The following is a 26,023-nucleotide window of genomic DNA, read 5'->3' on the forward strand; positions in this document are numbered from 1 at the left end:
AGGAAAAGAACATGAAGATGTCTCTCAAGTGGGCCGCGCTGGCCCTGGCGTTCAGCCTGCCCCTGTCGGCCCAGGCGCACCGCATGTGGATGCTGCCCTCGGCCACGGTGCTGTCGGGCGCGGATCCGTGGGTGACGGTGGACGCCGCCGTGTCCAACGACCTCTTCTACTTCGAGCACTTTCCGCTGCAACTGAACAACCTGTCGGTGACCGCTCCCGACGGCACCGCGGCCAAGGCCGAGAACCAGTCCACGGGCCGCTATCGCAGCACCTTCGACGTGCGCCTGACCCAGGCCGGCACCTACAAGATGGCGGTGGTCAACAACGGCGTGTTCGCGTCGTACAAGGAAAACGGCAAGAACAAGCGCTGGCGCGGCACGGCCGAGAAGTTCGCGCAGGAGGTGCCGGCCGACGCCCAGGACCTGCGGGTCACGCAGGCCAACAGCCGCCTGGAGACCTTCGTGACGGTGGGCAAGCCGACCGACACGGTGCTCAAGCCCACCGGACAGGGGCTGGAACTGGCGCCCATCACCCATCCGAACGATTTGTTCGCCAAGGAAGAAGCCAGTTTCCGGCTGCTGCTCGATGGCAAGCCCGCGGCCGGCATAGAAGTGTCCATCGTGCCGGGCGGGATCCGCTACCGCGACCAGTTGCATGAAATGAAGACGCGCACCGATGCCGACGGCAAGTTCACGGTGACCTGGCCCGAGCCCGGCATGTACTGGCTGGAAGCCGAGACCAAGGACGACAAGACCACCTTCGACAAGGCGAAGGAGCGCCGGTCGACCTACATCGCGACGTTCGAGGTCTTGCCTGAATAAGCCCTCCCGTACGCCCTTCGGGCGCCCCCCAGGGGGCGATGCGGGTGGACCGGCGGAGCCGGATCCGCCGCATCCTGGGCCTGGTGCCGCTATCTTGGGTTATGGCAGCGGTGCTTCGCTGGCTGCCGGCCATGGTAACGAGCCCGAAGGGCGTAGGGAGGGGCGAGTGCTCGTGCCGCTGGCGGTGTCGGAGCAGGCGCGGCGGGGCTATGGGAGCGGGGCTCGGGTGGTTTCCATGGGCGGGCCGACGATGGGGACGAGCTGGTCGGTCAGGCTGGTGGATGATGGCGGGGTGCCGCCGGACCTGGACGAGCGGGTGCGGGCGACGCTGGACGGGGTCATCGACGAGATGAGCAACTGGCGGGACGATACGGACCTGAGCCGCTTCAATGCCGCGCCGGCGGGGAGTTGGCACGTCTTGCCCGATGCCTTGTTCGTGGTGCTGGAGCAGGCGCTGAGCGTGGCCCGCGAAAGCGGGGGCGCCTACGATCCTACGGTGGGGCCGCTGGTCGACCTGTGGGGGTTCGGGCCGCAGGGGCCGCGCGCCCGGCCGTCTGCGGCCGAGATCGAGGCCGTGCGTGGGCGCGTGGGCTGGGAGCGGATCGAACTGGACGTGGCGGGCCGCCGTGCGCGGCAACCAGGCGGGGCCCATGTGGACCTGTCCGGCATCGCCAAGGGCTACGCGGTCGACGCCGTGGCCCGCTGCCTGCGGCGCGCCGGCGTGGCGGGCTATCTGGTGGAGATAGGCGGCGAGCTGGCCGGCCACGGGGTGAAGCCGGACGGTACGCCCTGGTGGGTGGAGCTGGACCGGGCCTGGGATGCGAACGGCGAGTCGTCCGTGCCGCCGACGCTGGTGGCCCTGGAGGGCCTGGCGGTTGCCACCTCGGGCGACTACCGGCGCCATGTCTCCGATGGGCAGGGCATGTACAGCCATACCCTGGACCCGCGCACCGGCGCGCCCATCGGCAACGGCGTCGTCTCGGTCACGGTCCTGCACCCCGAGTGCATGGCCGCCGATGCGCTGGCGACGGCGCTGACGGTGATGGGGCCGGACGAGGGGCTGCGCTGGGCGGCGCGTCGCGGGCTGGCGGCGCAGTTCGTACAGCGCACCGCCCAGGGGTACCGGGAAACGATGACGCCCAATTTCGCGGCGATGATGGAATGAACGACGAATCTCGCGCGGCATCCGCGCGCCGGGCGGGCGTGGCGGTGTTGTTGCTGCTGGCGGCCCTGGTCCTGGTGGCCGCCGTGCTGCCGCTGTCGCCGGCGGCGCACCGCGCCGTGGCAGGGGGACTGGTAGTCGCCTGCTATGTGGCGTTCTGCGTATGGACCGCGCTGGCATGGCGCGCCGCGGCGTCTCCGTCCGGCGGCCCGATCGCGGCCGATGCGCTGCTGGTGGCCTATGCCAGCCAGACGGGCTTCGCCGAGCAGATCGCGCGGCGCAGCGCGCAGGCGCTCCAGGCCGCCGGATTGCCCGTGCATCTGGCCAACCTGGCGGAGATGGGCGGTTCGGCCCTGCAGCGTTTCCGCCAGGCCCTGTTCGTGGTCAGCACGACGGGCGAGGGCGATGCCCCGGACAGCGTCGCCGGCTTCGCGCGCAAGACGCTGGCCGGCGAACTGGCCCTGCACGGCATGAGCTACGGCGTGCTGGCCCTGGGCGACAGCAGCTACCAGCGCTATTGCGCCTTCGGCCAGTCGCTGGCGAACTGGCTGCACCGGCAGGGCGCCGAGCCCATGTTCGATCCTATCCTGGTGGACGATGGCGACGAGGGTGCGTTGCGCCACTGGCAGCACTACCTGAACGTGCTGGGCGCGAGCGCGGAAATGGAAGACTGGGCTGCGCCCAGCTACCAGGCCTGGACGCTGGCCGAGCGCCGATTGCTGAACGACGGCAGTCCCGGCGGCCCCGCCTATCACCTGGCCCTGGTGGCCGCGGATGCATCCCCGGCCGACTGGGAGGCCGGCGACATCGCCGAGATCGGGCCGCGCAATGCTCCCGATGACGTCGCGTCGCTGCTGGCCGCGCTGGGCCTGGATGGCGCCATGGGGGTGGACGGCGGGCAATCGCTGAGCGATGCGCTGGCGGCACGGGTGCTGCCCCATGACGAGGCCGGACGCGCCGCGCTGCGCGGCTTGCCGGCCCCGGCGCTGCTGGAGGCGCTGCCGCGCATCCCCCATCGCGAGTATTCGATCGCCTCGCTGCCGGCCGATGGCCGCCTGGAGCTCCTGGTGCGGCAGATGCGGTATCCCGACGGCCGGCTGGGACTGGGGTCGGGATGGCTGACCCGGCATGTCCGCGTGGGCGGCAAGGTGGACGTACGGCTGCGGCGCAATGGCGGCTTTCATCCGCCTGCGCCTGGGCGGCCGTTGATCCTGATCGGCAACGGCACGGGCATGGCGGGCTTGCGCGCGCACCTGAAGGCGCGCGCCGCCGCCGGGGCGCATCGCAACTGGCTGCTGTTCGGAGAACGCACGCCGGAGCACGACTTTTTCCATCGCGACGAAATCCAGGCGTGGCGCGGGCAGGGCGTGCTCGAGCGGCTGGATCTGGCGTTCTCGCGCACGGCCGGCTGGCCGCGCTACGTGCAGGACTGCCTGCCCGCCGCGGCAGGCGAACTGCGGGCGTGGGTGGACGATGACGCCGCGATCTACGTCTGCGGCAGCCTGCAAGGCATGGCGGCGGGTGTCGCGGCCGAACTCGAACGCATCCTGGGCCGCGATCGCCTGGACGAATTGGCCGAACAGGGCCGCTATCGGCGCGACGTGTACTGATCAGGCGGTGCCGCCGCTGCGCCGGTGTCCGCTGACCTCGGCACCGGCGTCGTGCCGCAGCCGCACGAAGCTCAGCAGGCTGCTCAGGGCCAGCAGGCCCACGACGAGGAAGGTGATCCGGAAGTCCGTGACGTCGTAGGTCGCGCCGCCGGTGTCGCGTGCGGCGGCGGTAAGATGCAGCACCACGGCCCCGACCGCGATGCCCAGGCCCATGGACATCTGCTGGGTGGTACTGAACAGGGTGTTGGCGCTGCTCATCTGCGGGTGTGGGACCTCGGCGAAGGCCATGGAAGTCAGTCCGGTGAACTGCATCGAGCGGGTCAGGCCGCACACCAGCATGATCGCCACGACCACCGGCACGGGCGTATCGGGCGACAGTACGGCGCACAAGGTGATCGAGGCCCCCGCCAGCGCGCCGTTGAAGACCAGCACGTTGCGGAAGCCGAAGCGGCGCAGCGCCTGCGTCGTGCCCAGCTTCATGCCCAAATTGCCCAGCATGCTGGCCAGGTACAGCATGCCGGCCTCGAAGGCGTTCAGGCCGAAGCCCACCTGGAACAGCAGCGGCAGCAAAAAAGGCATGGCGCTGATCGCCGTGCGGGCGATCGTGCCGCCTATCATGACGGTGCGGAACGACGGCACGGCCATGATGGTGGGGTCGATCAACGGATGGGGGTGGCGGCGCAGGTGCGCGGCCAGCGCCACGCCCAGCGCGATGCTGCCGGCGACGAGCAGGGCGCCCAGCTGCCACCGTCCGCCGTAGCCCAGGAGCTCCACCCCGACCATCAGGAAGCTGAGCGCGAGGCCGCTCAGGGCGAAGCCCGCCGTGTCCAGCGGCCGCCGTGGCTGCGGGGCGGATTCGGGGATATAGGCGCGGATCAGGAAGATGCCGGCCACGCCCAGGGGGACGTTCAGGAGGAAGATCCACTGCCAGCTCAGGTAGGTCGCCAGGAAGCCTCCCAGCGGGGGGCCGATCACGGGCGCGATCAGTCCCGGCCAGACGATGAAGGCCATGGCGCGGACCAGGTCTTCCTTGCCGGTGTTGCGCAGCACCGCCAGCCGTCCCACGGGCACCATCATCGCGCCCGCCATGCCCTGGAATACCCGCGCGGCGGTGAATTGCGCGACGCTGGTGCTCAGCGCGCACAAGACGGAGGCCAGCGTGAAGGCGGCGACCGCCCAGGCGAAGACGCGGCGTGTGCCGAGCCTGTCCGCGACCCAGCCGCTGATGGGGATGAACACGGCCAGGGTCACCAGATAGGACGTCATGCCTATGCTGAGGTTGACCGGGTTGGTACGGAAGGTGGCGGCCATTTGCGGCAGGGCGGTCGCGATCACCGTGCCGTCCAGCGTTTCCATGAAGAAGGCGGCGGCGACGATGAGCCAGATGATGTTGGGCTTGGCGGTGGGGGCGGTCATGGGCGGCGCGTGGGGTGAGGCCGGATCGGGCCCGGGCAGTATATGCCGTGTGCCGCGATATTTGACCGGAGCCGGATGTCGAGCGGTCCAAATAACCTAGAATCATAAAAACATCGAAACCGGGACGTCCGCGTACGAGCATGAATGCATTGACCGAGAAGGATGTGCGCCGCAATGCGCTGGTGCTCAGTTGTGCGCAGTCGCTGGGTGGGGCCAATCCCGCCATCGTCATTTCGCTGGGCGGGCTGGTGGGGCAGATGCTGGCCACCGACAAATCGCTGGCGACGCTGCCCGTCAGCCTCTACAACCTCGGCCTCGCGCTGGGGACGATCCCGGCGGCCATGCTGATGCGCAGGCTGGGGCGCCGCGCCGCCTACATGCTGGGCGCGGTGATCGGCGGCGTGGCCGGGCTGCTGGCGGCCTACAGCATCGCCACGGGCATGTTCGCGCTGTTCTGCGTCGCCACCGCCATCGCCGGTACCTACGGATCGTGCGTGCAGAGCTACCGCTTCGGGGCGACCGACGGGGCCGACGCGGCGTTCAAGGCGCGGGCGATTTCCTGGGTCATGGTGGGCGGACTGGTAGGCGCGGTCATCGGACCCCAGACCGTGATCTGGACGCGCGACGCGATCGGCGCCATTCCCTTCGCCGGCAGCTTCGTCGGCCAGGCCGTGCTGGCGCTCGCGGCGCTGCCGGTGCTGATCCTGCTGCGCGGATCGGTGCGTCCCGCGGCCGAGCAGGGCGGGGGGCGGCCGCTGCGCGAGATCGCGGCCTCGGGCCGCTTCGTGGTGGCGGTGACCGCGGGCATCGTCTCGTACGGGATGATGAGCTTCGTCATGACGGCCGCGCCCATCGCGATGGTGGCGTGCGGACACACGGTGGGCGAGGCCGCGCTGGGCATCCAGTGGCACGTGCTGGCGATGTACGGGCCGAGCTTCGTCACCGGCAGGCTGATCACGCGCTTCGGCAAGGAGTGGGTGACGATGGCCGGCCTGCTCCTCATGGCGGTGTCCGGAGCGGTCGCGCTGCATGGCCTGAGCGTGGGGCATTTCTGGCTGTCGCTGGTCTTCCTGGGCGTGGGCTGGAACTTCGGTTTCATCGGCGCCACCGCCATGGTCACCGACTGCTACCGGCCCGAGGAGCGCACCAAGGTCCAGGCCCTGAACGATTTCCTCGTGTTCGGTTCCGTGGCCGTGGCGTCGTTCTCGTCGGGCCGGCTGCTCAACGCCTCGGGATGGGAAACCATCAATTGGCTGCTGTATCCGGCCGTGGCGATCGTGCTGCTTCCCCTGTTGTGGCAGGCGGGCCGCACGCGCCGCGCGGCGGCCTGAGGCCGGCGTTTCCCGCCGCGTTCAGTTCGGGAGGCCGAACAGGTCGGCCCGCCCGAACATGCGCGCCGTTTCCCTTGCCGACGGCGTGCCCAGGTCGGGATTCGCGCCGCCGTCCAGCAGCGCCCGCACCACCTCTTCTTCTCCCTTGAACACGGCCCCGGCCAGCGGGCTCTGCCCCCGGTCGTTGACGCGGTTGGGATCCGCGCCGTGCTCCAGCAGCGTCCTGACCGTGCCGGCATGGCCATGGTAGGCCGCCAGCATGATCAGGCTATCCCCTTTCTGGTTGGTCAGGTCCGCGGGCGCCCCGGCGGCGAGGTAGGCGGCCAGCGTCTCGGTTTCTCCCGCGCGGGCAAGATCGAACAGCTTGGTGGCCAGGGCCAGCACGGCATCGTTGGGCTGGTAGGAATCGCTAGGGCTCATGGTGTTTCTCTTTTGGTGATCAAAGGCTTCCACGCGGTGCGCGGGAAGAATGTCGTTACAAACCTGGCGCCATGCGGGGCGCGCGCGGCGCACCATGGCATGCATATTGCCCTTGTCCCCGGCAAGGGATGCCCATCCCGGGAAGAATGCCGCATCGGACGTGTACATCTTACTCACAGCGGTAATTTTTATCGGCGAGGATGGACATTATCCGGCGCGGCACCCGCCCGCCGCACGAGAAACATCCCTGCGCGTGTGAAGTCCCGACCCAATCATCAGCTGCCCATGGGGAAGCGTCTTTTGCCGGAGAAACATCTTGCTGCCGAGAGTCATGCTAGTAACGTCGGAGGCCCTGCCGCTCGCCAAGACGGGGGGCCTGGGCGATGCGGTAAGCGGCCTGGCACGGGCCCTGCGCGACGCGCACGTCGACGCGACCATCTTCATGCCCGCCTATGAAAGCGCGCTGCATGCCGCCAGCGACCTGGAGAAGGTGGCCGATCTGCCCGGATTGATCGGGGGCGATGCCGAGGTCTGGGCGGGATGGGTCGCCGATACCGAGATACCGGTGCTGCTGCTGCGCAACGACGCCCTGTACGTGCGCCCCGGCAACCCCTACCTGGATGCGGACGGGAGGGAGTTTCCCGACAATGGAATCCGCTTTGCCGCGCTGGCCCAGGCGGCAAAGCGGATTTCGGTGGGCGAGACGCCGATCAGGGTTCCGCACGTGGTCCATGCCCACGACTGGCACGCGGCCCTGACGCCGCTGTATCTGCACGCGGCCGGCGTCAAGCGGCCCAAGACGGTGTTGACCATCCACAATCTCGCGTTCCAGGGCAACTTCCCGCTGCGCCTGGCGGAGGAGCTCGGCATCCCGCCCGCCTATCGTGGCAGCGAGGGCGTGGAATTCTGGGGCAACCTGAACTTCATGAAGGCGGGGTTGCGCTACGCCGACAAGATCACGACGGTCAGCGCGACCTACGCGCGCGAGATCCTGACCCCGGCGTTCGGCCATGGACTGGAGGGCGTACTGGGCCAGCGCGCCCATGAGCTGCACGCCATTCCCAACGGCATCGACACCGAGGTCTGGGATCCCGCTTGCGATCCCTATCTGCCCGAGCATTTTTCCGCCATGGACCTGCGCGGCAAGATCCGCAACAAGCTGGAGATGCAGCGCGCATTCGGCCTGCCCACCGACCCCGAGGCGCCGCTGCTGGCGATGGGCAGTCGCCTGACCTCGCAGAAGATGGCGGATCTCGCGATCGAGGTGTTCCCCATGCTGCTGGCGGCGCATCCGCGTCTGCAGATCGCCGTGCTCGGCTGCGGCGAGCGCGCGCTGGAAGAGGCATTGCAGGAACTGGCCGCGCGGCATCCGCGCAACCTGGGCGTGCACATCGGCTATGACGAACGCCGCGGGCACCTGCTGCATGCCGGCGCCGACATGCTGCTGCACGGCAGCCGCTTCGAGCCATTCGGCCTGACGCCGCTGTATTCCATGCTGTACGGGACCGTGCCCATTGCGTCGCGTGTCGGTGGCCTGGCCGACAGCATCGCCGGGCTGTCCCAGGCGCCGGATGCCGAGGTCGGATCGGCCACGGGCATTCTGTTCGACGGGGACACACCCGCCGACATGATGGCGGCGGTCGAGCGGGCGCTGGAGGCCTTTGCCCAACCGCAGCGGTGGGCGGCCCTGCAGAAGAACGGGATGACCCGCCACTTCGGCTGGGAAGCTTCCGCCGCCCAATATGTCGAGCTGTACCGCATGCTCGCGCCGGTCGCTCCCGTGGGCGCGCCCATGGTGGCCCGCCGTCCGGAGGCGGCCAGCGCTCCGGTCGAGACCGCCATACGGAAACGGGCCTGATGGCGGCGCGACGTCGACCGCCGCTGCGTATCTACCATGCCAGGGCTTCGGCCCTGGGGCCGGTGCTGGACGAGGCGGGCGCGCTGGCGGCGCCCTGGCGCGCGTGGCTCGAGACGGCCGCCGGGCTGGGATTCGGGCAGGTGCTGGCCGACGCGCGCGAGGCAGGCGACGAGGCCTCGTGCGGTGTGCTGGCGCGCGCCGCCACGCGGCGCCGGCTGGAGCTTTATCTGGATTGTCCACCGGCCGGCGGCGAAGCTGCCGTCGACTGGGCGGCGCGCGCGCCGGCGTGGGGCGAACTGGGCGTGCGCGGCCTGCTGGTCCGGGGATGGGACGCGGCCGGCCCGTGGGCAGGCAAGCTCGCGTCGCTGCGCGGGCGCGAGGACGGACTGGACCTGCTGGCCTGGACGCCCGGCCTGTCGCGCGAGGCGGTGCGAGGGCTGCGCGGAGTGGGTTTTTCCCATGTGTTTTCGTCGCTGGCCTGGTGGGATTTCCGCAGCGCCTGGTTCATGGACGAGTGGCACGCGCTGGCGGACACCGGCTGCGCCGTGCTGGCCTTTCCGGCCGATCCTTACGGCCCCGGCGCGGCGGGCGTCGGCGTGCCGGATGCCGAGGTGCGGCAACGCGCCTCGATCCGTGCGCTGTGGGCCGCCGCCACGTGCGGCGCGGGCTGGCTGGTGCCCATGGGATACGAACGGCACGGGCTGGATGGCACGCCGCACGGCCAGCTGGACCTGGGCGACGAGCTTCGTGCCGCGAATCGCTGGCTGGCCCGCGCGCCGGCCGATGACGTGACACTGTCGCCGCTGGGCGGCGCGGACGCGCCCATCGCCATGTTGCTGCGCCGTGCCGTCGGGCAGCGGGGCAGGCGCAGTCATCTGCTGCTGTTCAATCCCGACCTGCTGGCCGCATCGGCGGTGGATTGGCCCATGATCCAGGCCAGGCTGCCCGATCGCGTGCAACGGCCGGTCGATGGCGGCGTGCCCGCGAGGCTGGGGCCCGGCGCCGCGCAGGCCATCGAACTGGGATCCGCGCCCCCCGTGCTGTCAGGGCCGCCGCGCCGCCGGTCGCTGACCGCGGCCATGGGCGCGGCCCGCGTGGCGATCGAGGCGGTCGAGCCCGTCATCGAACAGGGCCGGTTCGCGGTGAAACGCACGCCCGGCGAGGCGCTCGCGGTGCGCGCGGATATCTTCATGGACGGCCACGACAAGCTGGCCGCCGACGTGCTCTGGCGCGCCGCCGACGAGGAGGCCTGGACCCGGGTGCCCATGGTGCACCTGGGCAACGATCGCTGGGAGGCCGTGTGCCGGCCCGAGCGCGTGGGCATGGGCTACTACGCGATCGAGGCCTGGCGCGATACCTATGCGACGTTCCTGGACGAACTTCGCAAGAAGACCGATGCGGGCGTGGACGTGGCGGTGGAAGTGGAGGAGGTCCGTGGCTGGATACTGAAGGTGCTGGGCCGCGCTACCCAGGCCGGAGCCGAGACGCGGGCCCGGGCCGAGGAAGCCGCCCGCGGCCTGGCGGAGCTGCCCACCGAGGACTGCCTGGCGTGGATACGGTCGCCGCAGGCCGCCGCCCTGGTACAGGCGCTGGAGCCCCGCGAATTCGCGTCGCGCTCGGCCGAGTTCCCGGTGCGGGTCGAACGCCGGACCGCCCGGTTCGGCAGCTGGTACGAGTGCTTCCCGCGTTCGCAAAGCGGCGATCCGCACCGGCACGGCACCTTCGCCGACGTCGCGGCACGCCTGCCCGCGATACGGGACATGGGCTTCGACGTGCTGTACTTCCCGCCCATCCACCCCATCGGCCGCCGCAACCGCAAGGGCCGCAACAACAGCCTCGTGGCCGAGCCCGGGGATCCCGGCAGCCCCTACGCCATCGGTTCGGAAGAGGGCGGACACGACGCGATACACCCCGAACTGGGGACGCTGGACGATTTCCGCGCGCTGGTGGGCGAGGCTGCCCGGCACGGCCTGGAGATCGCCCTGGATTTCGCCATCCAGTGCTCGCCCGATCACCCGTGGCTGGCCCGTCATCCCGACTGGTTCGCCTGGCGCGCCGACGGCTCGCTGCGCTATGCCGAGAATCCGCCCAAGAAATACGAGGACATCGTCAACGTCGATTTCTACGCGCGTGCCGCGAACGGACGCGATGCCGCCTCCGGCCTGTGGCTGGCCCTGCTGGACGTGGTGCTGTTCTGGGCGGCCGAGGGGATACGGATCTTCCGGGTGGACAATCCGCACACCAAGCCGCTGCCGTTCTGGGAGTGGCTGATCGGCCAGGTGCATGCGCGCCATCCCGACGTCGTGTTCCTGTCGGAGGCCTTTACCCGGCCCAAGATGATGTACCGGCTGGCCAAGCTGGGGTTCTCGCAATCCTATACCTACTTCACGTGGCGCGAGACCCGCCGGGAACTCACCGACTACCTCGAGGAAATATCGCGGCCGCCTGTATCCGATTTTTTCCGCCCCAATTTCTTCGTCAATACTCCCGACATCAATCCGCGCCATCTGCAGACGTCGGGCCGGCCGGGTTTCCTGATCCGGGCCGCGCTGGCGACCACGTTGTCGGGTTCCTGGGGCATGTATAGCGGCTTCGAGCTGTGCGAGGGCACGCCGGTACCCGGCAAGGAGGAATATCTCGATTCCGAGAAATACGAGATCCGGGCCTGGGACTGGAACCGGCCGGGCAACATCGTGGCCGAGATCGGCGTCCTGAACCGGATACGACGCGACAACCCGGCGTTGCATATCCATACAGGCACCGGGTTTCTCAACACCGATAATGACCACGTGCTGGCCTATACCAGGGCGACGCCGGAACGCGACAACGTGGTGCTGGTGGTGGTGAACCTTGACCCGCACGGCGCGCAGGGCGCCAATGTCGAACTTCCGCTGTGGGAGTTCGGGTTGCCGGACGATGGCACGCTGCATGCCGAAGACCTGTTGCGCGGGTACCGCTTCGATTGGCATGGAAAGATGCAGCACGTGTGGCTCGAACCTGGCGGCCCCTACGGGATATGGCGCATTTCCCGGCGATTCTAGGATCCGCTCCCTTCGGGGATCCATCGGCAGGCGAGGACGCATGAACAACAAGCGCGAGACATCCGTGAATGCCGTGAACCGGGGCGATCCGCTCTGGTACAAGGACGCGGTCATCTACCAGCTGCACGTCAAGTCCTTCTTCGACGCCAACAACGATGGCATCGGGGATTTTCCAGGGCTGCTGTCCAAGCTCGACTACATCGCGCAACTGGGCGTGGACACGATCTGGCTGCTGCCTTTCTATCCCTCTCCCCGGCGCGACGACGGCTACGACATCGCCGAGTACCGGGGCGTGCATCCGGACTACGGCGAACTGGCGGACGTGCGGCGTTTCATCGCGGCGGCCCACGAGCGCGGCATGCGCGTGATCACCGAACTGGTGGTCAACCACACTTCGGACCAGCATCCATGGTTCCAGCGCGCGCGCCACGCCAAGCCGGGTTCGGCCGCGCGCAATTTCTACGTGTGGTCCGACAACGACCAGGCCTACGCCGGTACGCGCATCATCTTCATCGATACCGAGAAGTCGAACTGGACCTGGGATCCGGTGGCCGGGGCCTATTTCTGGCACCGCTTCTATTCGCACCAGCCCGACCTGAACTACGACAATCCGCGCGTGCTCAAGGCCATCCTGAGCGTCATGCATTTCTGGCTGGACCTGGGCGTCGATGGCCTGCGGCTGGACGCCGTGCCCTACCTGGTCGAACGGGAGGGCACCAACAACGAGAACCTGCCCGAGACCCATGCCATCCTGAAGCGCATCCGGCAGGACCTGGAAGCGTCCTACGACGATCGCATGCTGCTGGCCGAGGCCAATCAATGGCCCGAGGACGCGCAGGAATATTTCGGACAGGGCGACGAGTGCCACATGTCCTTCCACTTCCCGCTGATGCCGCGCATGTACATGGCCATCGCCAAGGAGGACCGCTTTCCCATCACGGACATCATGCAGCAGACGCCGGACATTCCGGACAACTGCCAGTGGGCGATCTTCCTGCGCAACCACGACGAACTGACGCTGGAGATGGTGACCAGCAGCGAGCGCGACTACCTGTGGGAGGTGTATGCCGCCGACCGCCGGGCCCGCCTCAACCTCGGGATACGCCGGCGCCTCGCGCCGCTGATGGAGCGCGACCGCCGCCGCATAGAACTGATGCACAGCCTGCTCCTGACCATGCCGGGCACGCCCGTCATCTACTACGGCGACGAGATCGGCATGGGGGACAACATCCACCTGGGCGACCGCGACGGCGTACGCACGCCCATGCAATGGTCGCCCGACCGCAATGGCGGGTTCTCGCGCGCCGACCCCGAGCGACTGGTGCTGCCGCCGCTGATGGGCAATCTGTATGGCTACGAGGCGGTGAACGTCGAAGCCCAGTCCGGCGACGCCCATTCGCTGTTGAACTGGATGCGCCGCATGCTGGGCAAGCGGCGCCAGTATCGGGTGTTCGGCCGCGGCGGCCTGCGGTTTCTCTATCCGGGCAACCGCAAGATCCTGGCGTACCTGCGCGAGCACGAGGAAACCACCATCCTGTGCGTGGCCAACCTGTCGCACACGCCCCAGGCGGTGGAACTGGACCTGGCTGAATTCGACGGCAGGGTGCCGGTCGAGCTGACCGGGGGGACGGCATTCCCCGCGATCGGACGCCTGACCTATCTGCTGACCCTGCCGCCCTATGGCTTCTATTGGTTCGAGTTGAGCGCCTCGGCGACGCCGCCGAACTGGCACCTGGCCACCGCCGACCAGTTGCGCGAGTTCCGGACGCTGGTGTTGCGCGGCAAGACGGGCTATGACCTGACTACCGAGTCGCGCCGTACGCTGGAGCATGCCGTCCTGCCGGAATACCTGGCGCTGCGGCGCTGGTTCGCCTCCAAGCACGAACGCATCGTTTCGGGGCGCGTGGTCTACGGCGTGCGGCTGCCCGCCGCCGACGAGCTGTACCTGACGGAGATCGAGGCCGACCTGGGCCAGCGGCGCGAGCGCTACGTGGTGCCCCTGGGGCTGATCTGGGAGGAAACCCTGCCGCAGCTGCAGCAGCAACTGGCGCTGGCGCGGGTACGGCGCGGACCCATGGTGGGCATGGTGACCGATGCGTTCAGCCTGCAGAGTTTCGCCATCGCGGTGTTCGACAGCCTGAAGAACGGCATCGAGCTGGAGTCGCGCATCGCCGCCGACGGGGGCGGGGACGCCCGCATACGGTTCCTGCCCGAGCCTGGCCTGGAGACCGTGGCGGTCGATGCGGACACGCCCATCCAGTGGCTGTCGGCCGAGCAGTCCAACAGTTCGCTGGTGGCCGGGACGATGGCGGTATTGAAGATCGTGCGCCGGGTCACGGCCGGCATCCATCCGGAAAGCGAGATGACGCGCCATCTGACGCGGCTGGGATTCCGCAACACGGCGGCGCTGCTGGGTGAGGTGGTGCGCGTGGACGAGGACGGCACGCCGCACACGCTGATGCTGGCCCAGCAGTACGTGGACAACCAGGGCGATGCGTGGAACTGGACGCTGGAGTACCTGCACCGGACCCTGGACGATGCCGCGCTGACCGCCGAAAGCGCCGAGGACTATGGCCAGGAACTGCGCGGCTACGCGACGCTGGCCGCCGCCGTGGGCCGGCGCCTGGGCGAGCTGCACGCCGCGCTGGCGATGCCTTCCGACGATCCGGCCTTCGCGCCGGTCGAGGCTTCGCGCGAGGACGTCGGGCGCTGGGTGGACGATGCCCGGCAGAGCCTGGACCAGGCCCTGGCCATCCTGGCCGCGCGCCGCGACTGGGGCGACCTGGCGGCCGAGGCCGCGCTCCTGCTGGACAACCGCCACCTGCTCGAAGCCGCCATGGACCGCCTTGGCCAATCCGTCCGCCATGTCTGGCTGACGCGGGTGCATGGAGACTTCCACCTGGGGCAGGTCCTGGTGGCGCAGAACGATGCCTACATCATCGATTTCGAGGGGGAGCCGGCACGCACCATGGAAGAACGGCGGCGCAAGCGCAATCCGCTGCGCGACGTGGCCGGCCTGCTGCGCTCGTTCGACTACGCATCGGCGGTGGTGGCGCGGGCGCCGGATGCCACGGTCCCCGCGGCCGGCGCCAATCCCATCGCCGGTCCGTCCGTCGACACCGTGGCGCAGCGCCGGGACGTCCTGCTCGAACGGTTCCGCGTCGAGGCGTCGGGCGCGTTCCTGGATGCCTATCGCGAGGCGGCGGCGTCGGCGCCTCGCCCGTGGGTGGACAGCCAGGACGAGGATGCGCTGCTATCGCTGTTCCTGATCGAGAAGGCCGCCTACGAGGTGTGCTATGAAGCCGCCAACCGGCCGGCGTGGATAGGAGTGCCGCTGCGGGGCCTGGTGACGTTGGCGGCCCGGATCGAACCGGCAATACGGAGGCAAGAGGATCTTGACGGACAACAGCCGTGACGGCGGGATGGCCCCCGCCGATATCGAGGCCCTGGCCGGCGGCCGGCACCCCGACCCTTTCTCCGTGCTGGGGCCGCAGCTGCGCGACGGCCGCCTGTGGCTGCGCGCCTTCCTGCCCGGCGCCCTGACCGTGCAGGCCGTGTCGGATACGGGCGGCGTCGTGGACCTGAGGCCGTCGGGCGGCGGCGTGTTCGAGGCCCAGGCCGATGCCGGCTTCCTGCCCGGCCGCACGGGCTACCGCCTGCGCATCCAGTGGCCCGGTGCTTTCCAGGAGGCCGAGGATCCCTACGCGTTCGGCCTCATCCTGGGCGACGAGGACCTTGCCATGCTGGCGCGGGGCGACCACGACGGCCTGGAGACCTGCCTGGGCGCCCATTGCACCACGATGGAGGGCGTCCCGGGCGTGCGCTTCGCGGTGTGGGCGCCCAATGCCCGCCGCGCATCGGTGGTCGGGAATTTCAACGCATGGGACGGCCGTCGCCATCCCATGCGCCTGCGCCATGCCGCGGGCGTCTGGGAGCTGTTCGTGCCCAGGCTGTCGCACGGGGAACCCTACAAGTACGAACTGCTGGGCCCCGATGGCAGCCTGCTGCCGCAGAAGGCCGATCCGTGCGCCTTCCAGGCCGAGCCGGCACCAGGCTCGGCCTCGGTGGTCGCCGATCCCGCGCCCTACGCATGGACCGATGCGGCATGGATGGAGGGCCGAGCGGCGCGCCATGCGCCCGATGCGCCCATCTCGATCTACGAGGTGCATGCCGGTTCCTGGCTCAGGAAGGAGGACGGCGGAACCTGGTCCTGGCATGAGCTGGCCGACCGCCTGATTCCCTACGTGGCCGGCATGGGGTTCACGCATCTCGAGCTGCTGCCCATCATGGAGTATCCCTTCGGCGGTTCCTGGGGCTACCAGCCGCTGGGAATGTTCGCGCCGACGGCGCGCCATGGCACGCCGCGCGATTTCGCCGCGTTCGTCGATCGCTGCCATGCGGCCGGGTTGGGCGTGATCCTGGACTGGGTGCCCGCGCATTTCCCCACCGACCCCCATGGGCTGGCGCGTTTCGACGGCACGGCGCTGTACGAGTACCAGGACCCGCGCGAAGGCTTCCACCAGGACTGGAACACGTACATCTACAACCTGGGCCGCAACGAGGTGTGCAACTTCATGCGGGCCAGCGCCCTGTACTGGCTGCGCCGCTATCACGTGGACGGGCTCCGGGTGGATGCGGTCGCGTCCATGCTGTATCGCGACTACAGCCGCCGCGCGGGCGAATGGCTGCCGAACGTGCACGGCGGGCGGGAGAACCTGGAGGCCATCGCGTTCCTGCGAGACCTGAACGGCAGGGTGCGGCGTTTCTTTCCCGATGCCATGATGATCGCCGAGGAGTCCACCGCCTGGCCGGGGGTGACCGCGCCGCCGGAAGCGGGCGGGCTGGGTTTCCACTACAAGTGGAACATGGGATGGATGCACGACACGCTGCGCTACATGCAGCGGGACCCCGTGCACCGGCACTATCACCATCACGACCTGACCTTCGGCATGGTGTATGCCTATTCCGAGCAGTTCGTGCTGCCGCTCTCGCATGACGAGGTGGTCCACGGCAAGGGTTCGCTGATCGGCAAGATGCCCGGCGACCGCTGGCAGCGCTTCGCCAGTCTGCGGGCCTATTTCGGCTTCATGTGGAGCCATCCGGGCAGGAAGCTGCTGTTCATGGGCGGGGAGCTCGCCCAGGAGCGCGAGTGGAACCATGACGGACAACTGGCCTGGGAGGCGCTGGCCGATCCGCTGCATGCCGGCGTGCAGCGGCTGGTGGGCGACCTGAACCGCGTCTATGCCGGCAGGCCCGCGCTGCACAGGCTGGACGGCGATCCGGCGGGGTTCCGCTGGGTGATCGGCGACGACGACCGCAACAGCGTGTTCGCCTACCTGCGCATGGACGGCGAGCGCTGCGTGCTGGCGGTGTGCAACATGACGCCTATCCCCCGCGGCGACTACCGGCTGGGCGTGCCCCGGGCGGGGCGGTGGCGCGAGATCGTCAACACCGACGCGGCCGACTACGGCGGTTCGGGCGTGGGCAACGCCGGAGCGGTCGAGGCGCGGCAGCAAGCCGCGCACGGCCTGCCCCATTCGCTGGTGTTGACCTTGCCGCCGCTGGCCACCTTGCTGCTCGAGCCAGAGTGACCATGGGCGCCGTCGTCGATCGCTTGCTGCCGGGCCGCCCCTATCCCCTGGGCGCCCACTGCGACGGAATGGGCGTGAACTTCGCCGTGTTCTCGGCGCACGCGCACCGCATCGATCTGTGCCTGTTCGATGAATCGGGGCGCAAGGAAATCGCGCGCATGCCCCTGCCCGAGTGCACCGACGAAGTCTGGCACGGCTATCTGCCGCGGGCGGGGCCGGGGCAGGTATACGGCTACCGGGCATTCGGCCCCTACGAGCCGCAGCATGGCCACCGTTTCAATCCGCACAAGCTGCTGATCGACCCGTATGCCCGCAAGCTGGCCGGGTCGCTGCGCTGGACCGACGCGCTGAACGGCTTCCGGCGCGAGGATCGCGGCATGGACCGCCGCGACAGCGCCGCCGCGGTGCCCAAGTGCGTGGTCGTGGACGATGCCTTCGACTGGCACGGAGACCAGCGGCCGGAATGGCCGTGGGGCCAGACCGTGATCTACGAGGCCCACGTGCGGGGGATGTCGATCTCGCGCGAGGACATGCGGCCCATCGAGCGGGGCACCTTTCGCGCGCTGACCAATCCCGCGCTGATCGATCATCTGCTGTCGCTGGGCGTCACGTCGCTGGAACTGCTGCCCATCCATGCCCACGTCAACGACCGTTTCCTGGTCGAGCGCGGCCTGCGCAATTACTGGGGCTACAGCAGCCTGTCGTTCTTCGCGCCCGAGCCCGCCTATCTGTCGCGCAACGAGCTGCACGAGATCCGGACCGCCGTGCGCAACCTGCACGCGGCCGGCATCGAAGTGATCCTGGACGTGGTCTACAACCATACCTGCGAAGCCAGCGAGACCGGGCCGACCCTGTCGTGGCGCGGGCTGGACAATGCCAGCTACTACCGCCTGGTGCCCGGCGACGAGCGTCACTACATCAATGACACGGGTTGCGGCAACACGCTGAACCTGTCGCATCCCCGTGTGATCCAGATGGTGATGGATTCGTTGCGCTACTGGGCCGAGGCCTTTCGCGTGGACGGCTTCCGCTTCGACCTGGGCGTGACGCTGGGCCGCGAGGCCGGCGGCTTCGATCCGGGGGCGGGCTTCTTCGACGCGCTGCTGCAGGACCCGCTGCTGTCGCGCCTCAAGCTGATTTCAGAACCCTGGGACATCGGCCCCGACGGTTATCACGTTGGCCATCATCCGCCGGGATTCGCCGAGTGGAACGACCGCTTCCGCGATACCGTGCGCCGTTTCTGGCGCGGCGACGAGGGCGTGCGGCCGGAGCTGGCCACGCGGCTGGCGGGATCGGGCGATTTGTTCAACCGCCGCCATCGCCGGACGTGGGCCTCGATCAACTTCGTCACCGCGCACGACGGTTTCACGCTGGCGGACCTGGTCAGCTACACCCACAAGCGCAACGAGGCCAACGGCGAGGAAGGACGCGACGGAAGCAACGAGAATCACAGCAGCAATTGGGGCGTCGAGGGACCGACCCTGGATCCGGCCGTGCTGGAGACCCGGGCGGCGGTGGCGCGGGCCATGCTGGCGACGCTGTTCTGTGCGCACGGCACGCCCATGCTGCTGGGCGGAGACGAGTTCGGCCGTACCCAGTCCGGCAACAACAATGCCTATTGCCAGGACAACGAGATCTCCTGGTTCGACTGGCGCCTGGCCGCCTCCGGCGAAGGCCGGGCCATGACGGCCTTCGTTGCGAGGCTGGCCGCGCTGCGGCACGAGTATCCGTCCCTGCGCAGTGAGCGCTACATGGCGGACTACCACTTCGTCGAGGATGGCCTGGCCGAGATCGGCTGGTTCGACGAGCATGGGGAACGGGTCGACAGCCAGGCGTGGAACGATCCCGGCCGGCGCGCGCTGGTGCTGCGGCGGGCGGTCCGGCACGACGGCCGCATCGAAGTCACGCAGCTGCTGGTCAACGGCCACGGCCATGCCGTCTCGTTCGCCTTGCCCGCGCCGGCCGTGCGCTGGCGCATGCTGATCGACAGCAGCCGCCCGGAGGCGCCCGAGGCCGACGTGGTCCAGATGCCGCTGGAGCTGGCCCCGCGCAGCGTGGTGCTGCTGGGTTGCAGGATGAACTCGCCATGAAGAAAACTCTGCTTTCCGAGAAATTCGGTGCTCGCCTGCTGGGGCCGGACAGGACGCGCTTTCGCCTGTGGGCGCCGGGCCAGCAGGCGGTGTCGGTGGAGCTCGATCCCGGCACGGCGCAAGCGTCCGTGGTCCCCATGCAGGCCAGGCGGGAAGGCTGGTTCGAGGCCGAGGTGGCTCGCGGCGCGGGCACGCGCTACCGGTATCGCCTGGCGGACGGAACCGCGGTGCCGGATCCCGCCTCGCGCATGCAGGACGGCGACGTGCACGATGCCAGCGTGGTCGTCGATCCGGCCGCCTACCGGTGGCGCAATACGAGATGGCGCGGCCGACCCTGGAGCGAGGCGGTCATCTACGAACTGCACGTGGGCGCCATGGGCGGCTTCGACGGCGTGCGCGGCCACCTGCCGCGCCTGGCCGAACTGGGAGTGACGGCCATCGAGCTGATGCCCATCGCCGATTTTCCCGGCACCCGGAACTGGGGCTACGACGGCGTGCTCCCTTATGCGCCGGACCGCGCCTACGGCACGCCGGAGTCCCTCAAGGCCCTGATCGACGAGGCCCATGGCCTGGGGCTGATGGTTTTCCTGGACGTGGTCTACAACCATTTCGGGCCGGACGGCAATTACCTGCACGCCTATGCGCCGTCCTTCTTCCGCGACGACGTGCACACCCCATGGGGGCCGGCCATCGATTTCCGCCGCCGGCCGGTGCGGGAATTCTTCACCGGCAACGCCGCGTACTGGCTGCACGAATACCGTTTCGACGGCTTGCGGCTGGATGCGGTGCATGCGATTGCCGAGCAGGACTGGCTGGAGGAGATGGCCCACGCCATCCGGCAGGCGACCGACCGCCAACGGCACGTGCACCTGGTCATCGAGCACGATGGCAACGCCGTGCCGCTGCTGGAACATGAGTTCGACGCGCAGTGGAACGACGACGGCCACCACGTCCTGCATCGCCTGCTCACGGGCGAGAACCAGGGCTATTACCGAGACTATGACGAACGGCCGGCGGCGCGCCTGGCGCGCTGCCTGGCCGAGGGATTCGTCTACCAGGGCGAGCCGTCGGCCCATCGCGGCGGCCAGCACCGGGGCCGGCCGTCGGCGCACCTGCCGCCGACCAGCTTCGTGCTGTTCCTTCAGAACCACGACCAGATCGGCAACCGGGCATTGGGCGAGCGCCTGCGGACCCTGGTGGGAGACCGCAGCGAGGCGCTGCGCGCGGCGGTGGCGCTGGTGCTGCTGGCGCCCCAGATCCCGTTGATCTTCATGGGCGAGGAATACGGCGTGGAAACGCCGTTCCTGTACTTCACCTGCCATGGTCCGGAACTGGCCGGCGCGGTGCGGGAAGGGCGGCGCAAGGAGTTCGAGAGTTTTCCCGCGTTCGCCGACGACGCCGCGCGGGCCGCCATCCCGGATCCCAACGAGGCATCCACCTTCGAAGCGTCGCGGCGCGGCCTGTTCCAGGACACGGGGGGCTGGTTTGCGTATTACCAGGCGCTGCTGCGCTGCCGGCGCGAGGCGCTGATGCCCAGCCTGGATGCGACGCGGGCCCTGGGGGCGCGCGCCCTGAGCGACAGCGCGGTCGAGGCGCGCTGGAGCCTGGGGGATGGGCGCGTGCTGGCGATCGCCTCCAATTTCGGCGACGACGCGGTGACGGCGACGCAGCCCGGCGCGGCCTTTGCGCTGCTGTTCGAGAGTCGCCAGGGGCTGGCACGCGGCTTGCGGCAGGGCGTGCTCGATCCCACGTGCACCCTTGCCTGGACGGAGGCGCAGACTTCATGAGAGGACCCGATCACGACCTCGAGCGCCTGGCCGGCGCGGCCGGCGTCGCCGTGCATTGGCGGGATGCCATGGGCCGGGAGCAGGTCGTGGCGCCGGAGGTGCTGCGTACCCTGCTGACCGAACTCGGCTTCGACGTGGAGACGCCCGCGGGCGTCGCCGATTGCCTGGAACGGCTCGAGCACGAAAGCGGACAGGGGCTGCCGGCGTTGAAGACCGCGTCGCCGGGAGCGCCGGTCGAACTGCCCTGGGCCGGGAGCGAGGCCGAGTTGCCGTTCCAGCTGTCTTTCGAGGACGGCGGGCGCATGAGCGGGATCGCCCGGCGCGGCGCCAGCGGCGCGCTCGTCCTGCCTGGCGTGGACCGGCCCGGCTATCACACCTTGCAGCTGGGCCAGGCCGCCTGCACGCTGGCCGTCGCGCCGGACCGGTGCTTCGCGATCGATGACGCCTTGCATGGCGCGCCGGCCCGTCTCTGGTCCCTGGGGGTCCAGCTCTACGGCCTGCGCCGCGATGCCGCGGCATCCATCGCCGCGGGCAGCTCGGGATTCGGCGATTTCACCGCCTTGCGGCTGCTGGCCGAACAGGCGGCCGCGCGGGGCGCGTCCGCCATCGCCGTCAGTCCGGTGCACGCGATGTTCAGCGCCGATCCGGGACGCTACAGCCCCTATGCCCCTTCCAGCCGATTGTTCCTGAACGTCCTGTACGCCGATCCGGCCGCGTTGTTCGGGCCGCAGGCCCTGGCTGCCGTCTCGGCGCGGGGGCTGGGGGACGAGCTGTCGCGGCTGGCGGGGCTGTCGCTGGTCGACTGGCCTGCGGCCGGGCGGGCCAAGCTGGCCGTGCTGCGGGCCTTGTTCGACGATTTTCCGCGCAATGCGCCACCGCGCATGCACGAGGACTTCCAGGCATTCGAGCGGGAAGGCGGCGAACCGCTGCGTTCGCATGCGCGCTTCGAGGCCATCCACGCCTGGCGCGTGGAGCAGACCCGGGACCGGTCGGGCTGGCGCCAATGGCCGGCGGCGTTCCGCTCGCCCGCCAGCCCGGAGGTGGCGCGTTTTGCCGCGCAGCACGAGCACGAGGTGCGATTCCACGTCTTCCTGCAATGGCTCGCCGCGCGCGGGTTGGCCGAGGTGCAGGCCGCGGCGCGCCGGGCCGGCATGCCTGTCGGGCTGATCTCGGACCTGGCGGTCGGCACGGATCCCTCGGGCAGCCATGCCTGGGCGCGGCAGGAGGAGGTGCTGGCCCGGTTGTCGCCAGGGGCGCCGCCGGATCTCTTCAATCCGCGCGGCCAGGCGTGGGGGCTGACGGCGTTTTCCCCGCGCGCGCTGGCCGCCAACGGCTACCGCGCCTTCATCGAGCTGCTGCGGGCCAGCCTGGCGCACGCGGGCGGCGTGCGCATCGACCATGCGCTGGGCCTGTCGCGCATGTGGCTCGTGCCGGAAGGCGCATCGCCGGACGAGGGGGCCTATGTGCGCTATCCCTTCCAGGACATGATGCGCCTGATCGCGCTGGAGTCGTGGCGGCATCGCGCCATCGTGATCGGCGAGAACCTGGGCACGGTGCCCGAGGGCTTCAACGAGCAGATCGCGCGCGCCGGCATGCTGGGCATGGACGTTCTGTGGTTCAACCGGGAAGGGACCTGGCCCGGCGCGCCGTTCAGGGCGCCGGGCGGCTGGTCGCGGCAGGCGCTGGCCACCACGACGACGCACGATCTGCCGACGGTGGCGGGATGGTGGCAGGGTACCGACATCCGTTGGCGAGCCGAACTGGGCCTGTTGGCCGAGGGCCGCGGCATCGAGGCCGAGCAGGCGGAGCGGGGCCAGGACCGGGCCCGCCTGTGGGAAGACCTGGGCCGCGCCGGCACGGTGGGCGCCGGCGATCCGCTCCCGCCGGAGGCGCCGGTGACGGCGGTGCTCGATTTCGTGGCGCAAACGCCGGCCCCGCTGCTGGTCGTGCCGCTGGAGGACATGCTGGGCCTTCAGGAACAACCCAATCTGCCGGGCACCGTCGATACGCATCCGAACTGGCGGCGCCGCATGCCGCTACCGGTGGAATCGTTGTTCGAGGAGCCCGGCGCCGCCGGGCGCGCCGCCTTGCTGGCCAGGACGAGGGGGAGGGCATGAATGGATCCGTTTTCCCGGCGCGGGCCGCCGGGCAGGGCATCGTCGCCTGCGGCGTGCCGCGCGCCACGGCGCGCCTGCAGTTCCACGCGGGTTTTCCCTTCGAGGCAGCCGCCGCACAGGTCGGGTATTTCCGCGACCTCGGCATCAGCCATCTGTATGCCTCGCCCATCACGCGCGCCCGCCCGGGGTCCATGCACGGCTACGACACCGTGGACTACGGCTGCGTGAGCCCCGAACTGGGAGGGGAGGAGGGGCTGCGCAGGCTGGTGGCGCGGCTGCGCGAGCACGGCATGGGCCTGATCGTGGATATCGTGCCCAATCACATGGGCGTGGGAAAAGAGAATGCCTGGTGGTGGAGCGTGCTCAAGCTGGGGCGCGCCAGCCCCTATGCCGAGTTCTTCGACATCGACTGGGAACCGGCCGACCTGGCGCTGTGTGGCAAGGTGCTGGCCCCTTTCCTGGGCGAGCAGTACGGCCAGGTCCTGGCCGCCGGCCAGTTGTCGGTACGGCTGGACGAGGAGACGGGCGAGCCTGTCATCGCCTATTTCGACGCACGCTTTCCGATCGCCCCCGATTGCGCGGCCGAGATCGCGGCCCAGCCTCCGGAGGCCTATGACGCCACGCGGCCAGAGGGCCGGGCGCGCCTGCACGCGCTCTTGGAACGGCAACACTACCGGCTGGCGTGGTGGCGCACGGCGGCCGAGGAAATCAACTGGCGGCGCTTCTTCGAGGTCAGCGACCTGATCGGCGTGCGCGTGGAAAGGGAGGACACGCGCGAGGCCATCCATGCGTTGCCGTTTCGCCTGTACGCCGAGGGACTGATCGATGGCGTGCGCGTGGACCACATCGACGGACTGGCCGATCCCGAGGCCTATTGCCGCTACCTGCGCGAGAACCTCGCCGCGCTCGACGGCGGGCGGCCCGCCGGATGTCCGCGCGACGTGCCGTATATCGTGGTCGAGAAGATACTGGCGTCCGACGAACCCCTGCCGGCGAGCTGGCGCGTGCAGGGGACCACCGGCTACGACTTCATGAACGACGTGGGCGCGCTGCTGCACCACCCCGAAGGAGAGGCGCGCCTGACGGCGCAATGGGAGGCCGTGTCGGGCGAGGCGCGCGGCTTTCGCGCGCTGGTGCTGGACGTGCGGCGCCGGCTGGTCGCGCAGAGCTTCGCGGGCGAGTGCGACGCGCTGGTCCGCATACTGCACCGCATCGCGCGCACCGACCTCGCTACCCGGGATTGGGGGGCGCCCGCCATCCGCCGGGTGCTGACCGAACTGCTGGTGCATTTCCCCGTCTACCGCAGCTACGTCGGGGGCGAGACGCCCCTGGCGGCCGATGAGGTGGCCATGGGAATCGCCTGCAAGGGCGCGCGGCAGGTCCTGCGGCGTGCCGATCACGGGTTGCTGGAACTGCTGGCGCAATGGCTGGGACAGGCGCCGGACGCGCCGGCCACGCCTGCGCTGCGGGCCTGGCGCCGGGAAGCCCTGCGCAGGTTCCAGCAACTGACGGCGCCGCTGGCGGCCAAGTCGGTGGAGGATACCGGGTTCTACCGCTACGGACGGCTGCTGTCGCGCAACGAGGTCGGCTCCGATCCCGGCGTGTTCTCGCTGGATGCCGAAGGTTTCCACCGCAAGGTGCTGGCGCGCGCGGCCCGTTTCCCCGATGCCATGCTGGCCACCGCCACCCATGACCACAAGCGCGGCGAGGACGCCCGGGCGCGCCTGGCCGTGCTGAGCGAGTTCGGGGACGAGTGGCTGCGGCTGGTGGGCGCATGGATGCGCCGCCACGAGGCGCTCAAGGCGCGCGAGGGGCCGCGTCCGGCGCCGGCGGACGAATACATGCTGTATCAGACCCTGTTCGGCGCCTGGCCCCTGGATCTGGCCATCGCCGACGAGGCCGGCATCGCGGCGCTGGCGGAGCGGGTAGGGGAGTGGCAGACCAAGTCCCTGCGCGAGGCCAAGCTGCGCTCCAGCTGGGTGACGCCCGCCGACGAATACGAGCAGGCCTGCGACGCCTTCCTGCGCGCCGTGCTCGATCCCCGCCGCAACGGCCGCAGCCTGCTGGAACTGTCGGCCTTCGTGGCGCGCGCCGGCGCGGCGGGCGCCCTGAACGGCCTGGCCCAGACCTTGTTGCGGCTGTCCACGCCGGGCGTGCCCGATCTCTACCAGGGTACCGAGTTCTGGGATTTCAGCCTGGTCGATCCGGACAACCGCCGGCCGGTGGACTACGGCCGGCGCCGCGCCGCGTTGGCGTCCGATGCCGATTGCGCCTCGCTGGTGGCGAACTGGCGCGACGGGCACATCAAGTTCGAGCTGATCCGGCGCGCCCTGGCCTTGCGGCAGCGCGATCCGGACCTGTTCCGCCGCGGCGACTATCTGCCGCTTGCGGCGCATGGCGACGCCCGGGATGCGGTGCTGGCCTTCGCCCGCCGCCACGAGGACCGGTTCGCCGTGGCGATCGTGCCGCTGCACGCTTCGGCGCTGGTGCTGGCCTCCGGCCCGTCGCCGGTTCCGCACGTGCCCCCCGGGGCCTGGGGCGACACGTCCATCGACCTGTCGGGCCTCGTCAGGGACGGCGCCCTGCGCAACGTCCTGGACGGCCGCTCCTGCGCCGTGGCCGGCGGGACGGTGCGCGTGGCCGACGCCCTGGCCGCCTTTCCGGTCGCCCTGATGCACGCCTGATCCCGCGTTGGCTCCCGACCACCCGCCGGGCCGGTGGAACCTCTACACTTGCGCTGCTCCATGTGGGCAAAAATCAAAACAAAGCGAGGGAGTGT

At 69.7% G+C, this 26,023-nt stretch carries 14 protein-coding genes; 12 read left to right on the plus strand and 2 right to left on the minus strand.

From position 1 onward, the window contains the following. Positions 1 to 11 precede the first annotated feature (11 nt). The 3 genes from N5K27_RS01250 to N5K27_RS01260 all read left to right on the plus strand — a co-directional run bounded on the left by N5K27_RS01250 (position 12) and on the right by N5K27_RS01260 (position 3,593). Complete coding sequence (locus N5K27_RS01250; RefSeq protein ID WP_132979946.1) at positions 12 to 821, plus strand: DUF4198 domain-containing protein; 810 nt, start codon at positions 12 to 14, stop codon at positions 819 to 821. Positions 822 to 987: 166 nt separating this feature from the next. Continuing rightward, a complete protein-coding gene (locus N5K27_RS01255; RefSeq protein ID WP_243724547.1) occupies positions 988 to 1,986 on the plus strand; it encodes an FAD:protein FMN transferase in 999 nt (332 codons plus the stop codon). Then, a complete protein-coding gene (locus tag N5K27_RS01260) occupies positions 1,983 to 3,593 on the plus strand; it encodes a sulfite reductase flavoprotein subunit alpha (protein ID WP_279813979.1) in 1,611 nt (536 codons plus the stop codon). Before N5K27_RS01255 ends, N5K27_RS01260 begins: the two co-directional genes overlap by 4 nt. Here N5K27_RS01260 and N5K27_RS01265 read toward each other — a convergent pair whose 3' ends face one another. Next, positions 3,594 to 5,009 (minus strand): MFS transporter, encoded by a 1,416-nt coding sequence (locus N5K27_RS01265; protein WP_087839267.1) that lies wholly within the window; start codon positions 5,007 to 5,009, stop codon positions 3,594 to 3,596. Between the two features lie 140 nt (positions 5,010 to 5,149). On the opposite strand from N5K27_RS01265, the gene N5K27_RS01270 reads away from it, so the two are divergent. Further along, complete coding sequence (locus N5K27_RS01270) at positions 5,150 to 6,340, plus strand: MFS transporter (protein ID WP_087839268.1); 1,191 nt, start codon at positions 5,150 to 5,152, stop codon at positions 6,338 to 6,340. Positions 6,341 to 6,361: 21 nt separating this feature from the next. Here the strand turns inward: N5K27_RS01270 and N5K27_RS01275 are convergent, their stop codons facing one another. Continuing rightward, positions 6,362 to 6,760: an ankyrin repeat domain-containing protein gene (locus N5K27_RS01275; RefSeq protein ID WP_087839269.1), complete on the minus strand. Its 399-nt coding sequence runs from the start codon at positions 6,758 to 6,760 to the stop codon at positions 6,362 to 6,364. Between the two features lie 331 nt (positions 6,761 to 7,091). On the opposite strand from N5K27_RS01275, the gene glgA reads away from it, so the two are divergent. From glgA to treY, 8 genes are read left to right on the plus strand one after another with little or no spacing between them, the layout of a single operon-like run. Beyond that, positions 7,092 to 8,618 (plus strand): glycogen synthase GlgA, encoded by a 1,527-nt coding sequence (glgA, locus tag N5K27_RS01280; protein WP_279813983.1) that lies wholly within the window; start codon positions 7,092 to 7,094, stop codon positions 8,616 to 8,618. Further along, complete coding sequence (locus N5K27_RS01285; protein ID WP_279813986.1) at positions 8,618 to 11,659, plus strand: alpha-1,4-glucan--maltose-1-phosphate maltosyltransferase; 3,042 nt, start codon at positions 8,618 to 8,620, stop codon at positions 11,657 to 11,659. The genes glgA and N5K27_RS01285 overlap by 1 nt, the downstream gene beginning before the upstream one ends. A gap of 40 nt (positions 11,660 to 11,699) precedes the next feature. After that, complete coding sequence (gene treS, locus N5K27_RS01290; RefSeq protein ID WP_279813988.1) at positions 11,700 to 15,074, plus strand: maltose alpha-D-glucosyltransferase; 3,375 nt, start codon at positions 11,700 to 11,702, stop codon at positions 15,072 to 15,074. Next, positions 15,055 to 17,250 (plus strand): 1,4-alpha-glucan branching protein GlgB, encoded by a 2,196-nt coding sequence (glgB, locus tag N5K27_RS01295; RefSeq protein WP_279813993.1) that lies wholly within the window; start codon positions 15,055 to 15,057, stop codon positions 17,248 to 17,250. Before treS ends, glgB begins: the two co-directional genes overlap by 20 nt. A 2-nt stretch (positions 17,251 to 17,252) precedes the next feature. After that, on the plus strand, positions 17,253 to 19,340 hold the full coding sequence (gene glgX, locus N5K27_RS01300) for a glycogen debranching protein GlgX (RefSeq protein ID WP_279813996.1): 2,088 nt from the start codon (positions 17,253 to 17,255) through the stop codon (positions 19,338 to 19,340). Further along, entirely contained in the window at positions 19,337 to 21,127 is a 1,791-nt protein-coding gene (treZ, locus tag N5K27_RS01305) for a malto-oligosyltrehalose trehalohydrolase (RefSeq protein ID WP_279813999.1), read from the plus strand. Before glgX ends, treZ begins: the two co-directional genes overlap by 4 nt. Continuing rightward, on the plus strand, positions 21,124 to 23,244 hold the full coding sequence (gene malQ, locus N5K27_RS01310) for a 4-alpha-glucanotransferase (protein ID WP_279814002.1): 2,121 nt from the start codon (positions 21,124 to 21,126) through the stop codon (positions 23,242 to 23,244). The genes treZ and malQ overlap by 4 nt, the downstream gene beginning before the upstream one ends. After that, a complete protein-coding gene (treY, locus tag N5K27_RS01315; RefSeq protein WP_279814005.1) occupies positions 23,241 to 25,928 on the plus strand; it encodes a malto-oligosyltrehalose synthase in 2,688 nt (895 codons plus the stop codon). Before malQ ends, treY begins: the two co-directional genes overlap by 4 nt. Positions 25,929 to 26,023 lie beyond the last annotated feature (95 nt).

Source organism: Pigmentiphaga sp. GD03639, from assembly GCF_029845405.1.
GTDB classification, from domain to species: domain Bacteria; phylum Pseudomonadota; class Gammaproteobacteria; order Burkholderiales; family Burkholderiaceae_B; genus Pigmentiphaga; species Pigmentiphaga daeguensis.

Excerpts from the sequence above, each read along its gene's own strand:
- N5K27_RS01250 (WP_132979946.1), top strand. The coding sequence starts at position 12 with ATGAAGATGTCTCTCAAGTGGGCCGCGCTGGCCCTGGCGTTCAGCCTG.
- N5K27_RS01260 (WP_279813979.1), top strand. The coding sequence starts at position 1,983 with ATGAACGACGAATCTCGCGCGGCATCCGCGCGCCGGGCGGGCGTGGCG.
- N5K27_RS01265 (WP_087839267.1), bottom strand. The coding sequence starts at position 5,009 with ATGACCGCCCCCACCGCCAAGCCCAACATCATCTGGCTCATCGTCGCC.
- N5K27_RS01270 (WP_087839268.1), top strand. The coding sequence starts at position 5,150 with ATGAATGCATTGACCGAGAAGGATGTGCGCCGCAATGCGCTGGTGCTC.
- N5K27_RS01275 (WP_087839269.1), bottom strand. The coding sequence starts at position 6,760 with ATGAGCCCTAGCGATTCCTACCAGCCCAACGATGCCGTGCTGGCCCTG.
- glgA (WP_279813983.1), top strand. The coding sequence starts at position 7,092 with ATGCTAGTAACGTCGGAGGCCCTGCCGCTCGCCAAGACGGGGGGCCTG.
- N5K27_RS01285 (WP_279813986.1), top strand. The coding sequence starts at position 8,618 with ATGGCGGCGCGACGTCGACCGCCGCTGCGTATCTACCATGCCAGGGCT.
- treS (WP_279813988.1), top strand. The coding sequence starts at position 11,700 with ATGAACAACAAGCGCGAGACATCCGTGAATGCCGTGAACCGGGGCGAT.
- glgX (WP_279813996.1), top strand. The coding sequence starts at position 17,253 with ATGGGCGCCGTCGTCGATCGCTTGCTGCCGGGCCGCCCCTATCCCCTG.
- treZ (WP_279813999.1), top strand. The coding sequence starts at position 19,337 with ATGAAGAAAACTCTGCTTTCCGAGAAATTCGGTGCTCGCCTGCTGGGG.
- malQ (WP_279814002.1), top strand. The coding sequence starts at position 21,124 with ATGAGAGGACCCGATCACGACCTCGAGCGCCTGGCCGGCGCGGCCGGC.
- treY (WP_279814005.1), top strand. The coding sequence starts at position 23,241 with ATGAATGGATCCGTTTTCCCGGCGCGGGCCGCCGGGCAGGGCATCGTC.